Source organism: Gemmatimonadota bacterium (genome assembly GCA_016209965.1).
Lineage (GTDB): Bacteria > Gemmatimonadota > Gemmatimonadetes > Longimicrobiales > RSA9 > JACQVE01.
Genome location: JACQVE010000233.1, coordinates 1 through 6,290 on the forward strand (window position 1 = coordinate 1; position 6,290 = coordinate 6,290).

The following is a 6,290-nucleotide window of genomic DNA, read 5'->3' on the forward strand; positions in this document are numbered from 1 at the left end:
AACCTCGAACGGCACCTCCGGCGCTACTTCACTGCATATTCTGCGCAGCAGCAGAGGAAGAGCCTCCACCTCGCCGTGCCCTTCGACAATCGACGCGATCCTCACGCTTCAGAGCCGCGGGGGCCGAAGAGTGCCAATTGCTCCGTGCTCAGGCTTACCGCTGTCGGGTCCGGCCGTAATTGATCCATGCGAAGCAGCTCCCCCGCCGTATACAGGTGTTGACGCAGCGCTTGGCGCCCTGACTCGTCGAGCGGGCCGATCTTCGTCTCACCACTCTCGGAGATTACTGCTAATATTGATTCTTCTGACAGGTCTTCGTCATCGAGAAGATCTGGGCTGTGGCTCGTCACGATAACCTGTGTCTGCGCCGCCGCGTCTTGAATGCTATCTATCAAGACTCCTGCCGCAGCCGGGTGTAGAGCGATTTCTGGCTCTTCGATCCCCACCAACCTGACCGGCCGACTGTCCTGCCCAGTGCCTTGGAAGAGCGCGACCAGAACCGCAAACGCGCGCAACGTGCCGTCAGACATGCTAGAGGCTAGAAAACGCCACGGATTCTCGTCCCCCCGGACGTTCTGTCGGAACTCGAGAGTCTCCTTCGGCCCTACCGTCTTATGCCTCACACTGCTAACGCCCGCGACGACCTTGGACAAATACTCCTCGATGCGCTGCTCGATATCTGGATGCTGCGCAGAGAGGCGCCCGAATACACTGGCGATGTTGCTGCCATCCCGATTCAGCAGTTCACCGGGATCCGGTGTCTGCAAGTCTCTAATAGCCTCGGGATTCAGGCTGTAGAAGCCCATGTTAGAAAGTACATCATAGAGTCCCCGAAATTGATCAAAACCGGATACGTTGACGAGATAGAGCCGGTCCTTGGCGGCTGGCGGCGGCGCACTAACACTGGCGTGGATCACTTGTCCTTCTTGCACTCGGAACATCGCCGACCCTCCAGCGCCCCCGCGCAGATGGCACTCCTCCTGCTTTACGACGTATGCACCAGCCGGTTTTGCGGCGATCTCTAATGCGTAATGGCCACTCCCGAAGTCCAGGTTGAAGTCGAGGCGGATCGCCAAATGGCGGGGATGACCACGCGATCGTCGCCTAACCTCATTGATACCACCCCGATCACGGAGTGCGTGGTCCAGGGAATGACGCACTGAATCGGAGACGAACCGGATCGCGTCGAGGAAGTTGCTTTTGCCCGAGCCGTTTGGCCCAACCAGGAACGCATGCCGCCCCAGTGTGACGTCACAAGCAGCGATGCTCTTATAGTTCCTGAGGACAGCGCGGTCGACAACGGGCTTGCAATTGTTGTGCAATGCGAACCCCCGGTGAATGTTTTGCTACCGCCGGACGCTCTTGCGGAATGCGCCGGCGGGGAGGATCTCCGGAGCGCCTTGAGGGCTTCTGCAAGCGGACGCTGAGAAGAACAGTACCAGACGGGGCCGCGAGACGGCAAGCAGGGGACCAAAAACCTTGGTGCCGACGCGAACGAGTCGAGTTTCCTCTGGTTCGGCGGCACCTCAGGGCTCAGCGGATGCGGGCCAGCAGGGCGCGCAGCGAGTCGGCGGGCAAGACGGCGCGGGCGATGATCAGGTAGCCGTCGCGGCGCAGCGTCAGCGTGACCAGGTCGGGCGCAGCGCCGTCCACCGGCGCAAGCAGCGCGTTCCACGCCGGGGTCATAACCAGGGCGCCGGGCGCAGCGGCGCGAGGCGCCTCGACCTCACGGGCGCGCGCCTTCTCCTGCTCTTCCGCGGCTGCCGCCCTATTCCCCCCCGCCATTCCCGCACCCACGGCCTCAGTATCCCGGAGCTGCACGAGCTCGAGGGTGTTGCCCGTCTGGCTGAGCTGGATCGTGCGCACGGCCGGACGCCCGTCCAGCAGCGTCACCTGCGTGGCCACCGTGCTGAAATCGGGAACGCGGGCCACGGCGCCACCCAGCCACCGGTTCGCGGTCGCGGCGTCCACGGACTGCCATTCCGCCAGCGGCACGGGCCGCCCGGCCACGCGTGCCGCGAGGCCAGCCCAGGGGCCGGCAGGCGCTCCCGCCGGCACGGGGGGCGCGGCGGGGTCTGCGGGCTTCGCCGCAACGCCGCCTGCTTCTGCCCTGGCGCCGGCGCGTGGCAGCGTCTGGCCGGCGGCACGACGGTATGCCTCTGCAACTTCGCGATCGCGGCGCTCTTCCCCGGCGCGCCACCTGGACTGTTCATCCAGAAAGCGGCTGTCCACCGGCGGCGGCGCCGCCGCCGCCGCGGCCGCTTCCACGGGCGCGCCGGCCCGGGACTCGGGGACGGCCTCCTCCAGTTCAGGCGGGGCGACGACGTTCACCGCCTGTGCCGGCGGAAGGGCAGCCAGCTCCGCGCCCCCTGCCGGAGGCGGAACGGCCGGTGGCGGCGGCGCAGGTGGAGCGGCCGGGGCAGCCTCACCCTCTCCGAGAGCCAGCTCCCGGCGGCCGTCCACACCCCGGATGACAGGTGAGGAGCCGGCGCGCCGCCCCCGAGCCGTGCTCGCCGCCGGCGCCCTGCGCTCCGCAGTGCCGGCTGGGCGCGTCACAGCCCGCGCTGCGAGCGGCCCCGCCGGCACCGCCGCCTCGGCCGCGCCGGCTTCTCGCGGCTCGGCGGGCGGTGCCACATCCCCCGAGCTGGCTGCATCCAGCTCGACGCCCCTCGGCGCTTCGCTCCGGCTCGCCGCCCGCTCCATGGGCAGCACGAGCTGGCGGGCCATCCAGCCCGCGCCCAGGGCGAGGATGAGGCTGGCCGCCCAGGCGACCGACGACGGGCGAAGCCTCGAGATCAAACGGTGACGCGGCGTCGCCCTACGCGCGCGGGCGGCAAGTGTCTCGAACGGCGGCGGCGCCAACTGCGCCGGGCCGGAGCCCTGGAGGATGGTGCGGGCGCCCTCACGCACCGTGCGCGCGTGCTCGAGCCGGGCGCGGCACTCGTCGCATTCGCTCAGGTGCCGCTCGAAGCGCCCGGCCTGGTCCTGGCCGAGCGACCCGAGCTCGCCATCCAGGTAGGCGTGAAGCTGCCCGTCATCTACGTGCCACATTCTGCTCCTCCAGGGCATGATACGCCTGCACGAGCCGCTCCCGCGCCCGGGCCAGGGTCGTGCCCACCGCTCCAGGGGCGAGGCCGGTCTGCTGCGCGATCTCGCGGTAGCTGAGCCCCGCGTCCCAGAGCAGCAGCGCCTCCCGGTCCCGTTCCGTAAGCTGCGCCAGGGCATGCTGCACGGCCTGCATGCGCTCGACGCCTTCCGCCTCATGCTTAGCATCCCGCTCGGCAGCTTCCGCCGCCGCCTGCTCGCTGCGGAGCAGGGCAAGGTGGCGCTTGCGCCGAACCACGAGCCGCGCCTCGTCGCGCGCCAGGTTCCCCGCCACGTGGAACAGCCAGGCGCGCGGACTCGCCGGCTGCTGCGTCAGGGCACGCACGAATACCTCCTGCGCCAGCTCCTGCGCCCGCTCGGCGTCCCACACCTTGCGCTGCAGGAAGCGCACGAGCTCGGCATACGTCGCGCGATACACGTCAGCCCAATCGACGCTCACGATAGCTGCTCGAAATGACTCCGCGTTACACCCCCCGGAACTCCCGGACAATGCGCTGCAGCTCGGGCTCCGGCAGCCGCCCGGCCCCGCCCGGCGCCACACGGATGCTCACCCGGCTGCCGGCCACCAGCACTCGCTCGAAGCTGCTCCAGTAGAGCTGGAGCTCGGGCGCCAGCCGGAGCAGCCGGAAGTAGGCGTCACTGAAGGGCTCGATTTCTACCACGCGCAGCGACACATTGTGCCGCAGGTCGGTCCACACCTCGCCCCGTGGCGCAAAGTGGCGCCCGGCCACCAGGCGGGGTGCCGTGCCGCTTCCCGTCAGCCCGGCGGCGCGCGAGGAGGCCGCGTCGAACTTCGCCTCCAGGACCTCGAGCTCCGCGCGGGAGCGCACTTCCCGCCGGGTGCGCGCGCCTTCGGCCGCGACGACGGCGGCGCGGCCAGTAGACTGGGCCGGCGCGGGGACGGGGGCGGCCGCCGGCGCCATGGCTCCAACCGGCGCCATGGGCATCCGCCGCCGCCGCTGCTCGCCGAAAGCCACGTCCAGCGGCTCCTGCACCAGATAGGACGTGTACTCGCTCAGCAGCCCGTAGCGCAGCGCCGTCTCGCGGATCTCACGCTGCAGCTCCGGGTTGGGCCCGTTCAGCCGGATGGACTGCATGAGGAATCCGATCTTGCGCGACGCCCAGAGCCGGGGGATGAAGTCATTGCCGCGCTCGTGCTCGGGGAAACGCGCCTCTACCGAGAACTCTTCCCCACGGCCGCTGCGCCGGCCGGCCAGCGTGAGGCGACCCTCGCCTGTCCCCCCGCCGGCCCGGTACCGCCCGAAGATGACCAGCTCCTCGCCCGAGAACAGGTCGGGCAGTGGCGCGGGATATAGTTCATCGAGCCGCACGGGTGCATGCGCGATTTCGAGGTCCGTGAGCACAGGGTGCCGGATCTTCCCGGCCAGCGCGCCCAGCGCCGCCTCCACATCCTCACCCGGCTGCACGTACTGGGTGCTGCCGCGCCCCGCCGCGCTGAGGCGGTCGAGCAGGTAGGTGTTCACGTCATAGCCGACGCCGAACGCGAACAGGCGGGCGCGCCCGCGCGCTTCCTCGGCCTGCTGCGCAATGCGCTCAGGGTTCTGCTCGCCCGTGGACGGCAGCCCGTCCGTCAGGAAGACGACGAGGGGCAGCCGCTCTTCCGGACTCGCTACCCGGAACGCCTCCGCCAGCGCCCCGGCGATGTTGGTGCCGCCGCTGGCATCCAGCCCCTCGACCCACTCCCGCGCACGCTCGACCTCAGCGGCCGTGGCCGGCGTCCAGTCCGGCTCGTAGACGCTGATGCTGCTGCTGAACGCTATGAGTCGGAACCGGTCCTCACGCCCCAGCGTGCCCAGCAACTGTCGCAGCGCCTGGCGCGCCTGCTCGATCTTGGCGCCGGCCATCGAGCCGGAGACGTCCAGCACCACGGTCACATCCCGCGGCTGGCTGGGCCCGCGCAGCTCACCGGGCGAGAGCGTTAGCATGAAATAGCCGTCCTCGCCGGACGGCTTATGCGTGGCGACGGTCACGCCCACGAGTCCCCGGGCCAGAGGCAGGAACAGTGAAAGATCGCCCTCCAGCTCCGCGGCGGGGCGCACGCTCAGCCGCCCCTGCTCTCGTTCGACGCGCACCTCGTGGGTGGGCGAGAAGGGGTCGCGAAACGCGTCGCCTTCCTCGGCGACGAGGCGGAACGAGACGCGCGCCTGCTCCGCCAGCCGCCTGGGCCCCGGCGTCGTCTCCGGACCCGTGTCAGGCACCCGCCCGTATCGGCCGCCGGCCGCGTAGCGGAAGTGCAGCGCGTCGCCCGCGCGGGACAGAAGCTGCGTGTAGCGCAATGTGATCTTGCGCGTCTCGCCGGGATTGATGGGGAACACACGCGCGCGGATCAGGCCATGGCCGGCCAGCTCGATCAGCGCCGGATCCTTCTTCCTGCGCACGATCTCCTCGTAGATCGAACGGGCGCGCTCCGCATCCATGGTCTCGCCGCGCAGCTCCTGGTCGCCCTGGAAGAGCGAGAAGTCACTGAACACCGCCTCGCCGGGCAGTGGGTAGAGGTAGTCGCTTTCCGCCAGGGCCAGCGGGCCGCGGTTCTGGAACCACTCCTCAACCTCGACACGGGCCACCCGGCCGCTGACCCGCACGTTGACCGCGCCGCGCAGCTTGACCACGCCGAAACGCGGATCCGGCCGGCCGTGCGGCTCGATCCAGCCCTGGGCGGCAGCGGCGGCGGGGAGCGTCAATGCGAGCGCAATGGCAGCAACGAGCAGCATCCTCATGGCGTCCTCCCGAATAGGGTTCGTTCCCTTGATGACGAACGGGAGGCACGCATTTGCACAGCCACCCTCAGTCGCCTCGTCGCCCCGTCCCGCCGTCCGCTCCGTCCGACCGATGGGGGGAGCGGGAGAGTGGGAGTGGCGACACGGCGACAGCGAGACTCGACGACCCGGCGACACGGCGACGCGGCTACGATCGGATCGGGTTTCCAATTTGAATGTTGGCTCAACCACGCCTGCCACCGTCCCAATCAACCAATCCGGCAGCCCCGTGACGGCCTCGACTCTGCACGAGATCCCACGGAATCAGGCTGGACTCCGTCAGCAGCCATAGCCAGATGGGTCAGGATGAAACCTGGAAACCAGGTCCGAGGAACGGGCAACCCTGGAGGCGCTCCGCGCATCGAAGCGGTGGGTTGAGGGGGGCGAGGGGGAGCGTGGTGAACTTGA

General features: G+C 69.3%; 4 protein-coding genes. All 4 read right to left on the reverse strand.

The window, feature by feature from the left end; translation table 11 throughout:
- Nucleotides 1-101: 101 nt before the first annotated feature.
- Nucleotides 102-1,322, reverse strand: a complete 1,221-nt coding sequence (locus HY703_09325; protein MBI4545384.1) for an AAA family ATPase — start codon at nucleotides 1,320-1,322, stop codon at nucleotides 102-104.
- Between the two features lie 211 nt (nucleotides 1,323-1,533).
- Entirely contained in the window at nucleotides 1,534-3,051 is a 1,518-nt protein-coding gene (locus HY703_09330) for a zf-HC2 domain-containing protein (protein ID MBI4545385.1), read from the reverse strand.
- Nucleotides 3,035-3,544 carry a sigma-70 family RNA polymerase sigma factor gene (locus tag HY703_09335; GenBank protein ID MBI4545386.1) on the reverse strand — a complete coding sequence of 170 codons (510 nt, stop codon included), beginning with the start codon at nucleotides 3,542-3,544 and terminating at the stop codon, nucleotides 3,035-3,037. Before HY703_09335 ends, HY703_09330 begins: the two co-directional genes overlap by 17 nt.
- A gap of 25 nt (nucleotides 3,545-3,569) precedes the next feature.
- Entirely contained in the window at nucleotides 3,570-5,843 is a 2,274-nt protein-coding gene (locus HY703_09340) for a VWA domain-containing protein (GenBank protein MBI4545387.1), read from the reverse strand.
- Nucleotides 5,844-6,290: the final 447 nt, after the last annotated feature.

Bases quoted from the DNA above. Each gene is read 5' to 3' on its own strand.
- HY703_09330 (MBI4545385.1), bottom strand. From the start codon at position 3,051: ATGTGGCACGTAGATGACGGGCAGCTTCACGCCTACCTGGATGGCGAG.
- HY703_09340 (MBI4545387.1), bottom strand. From the start codon at position 5,843: ATGAGGATGCTGCTCGTTGCTGCCATTGCGCTCGCATTGACGCTCCCC.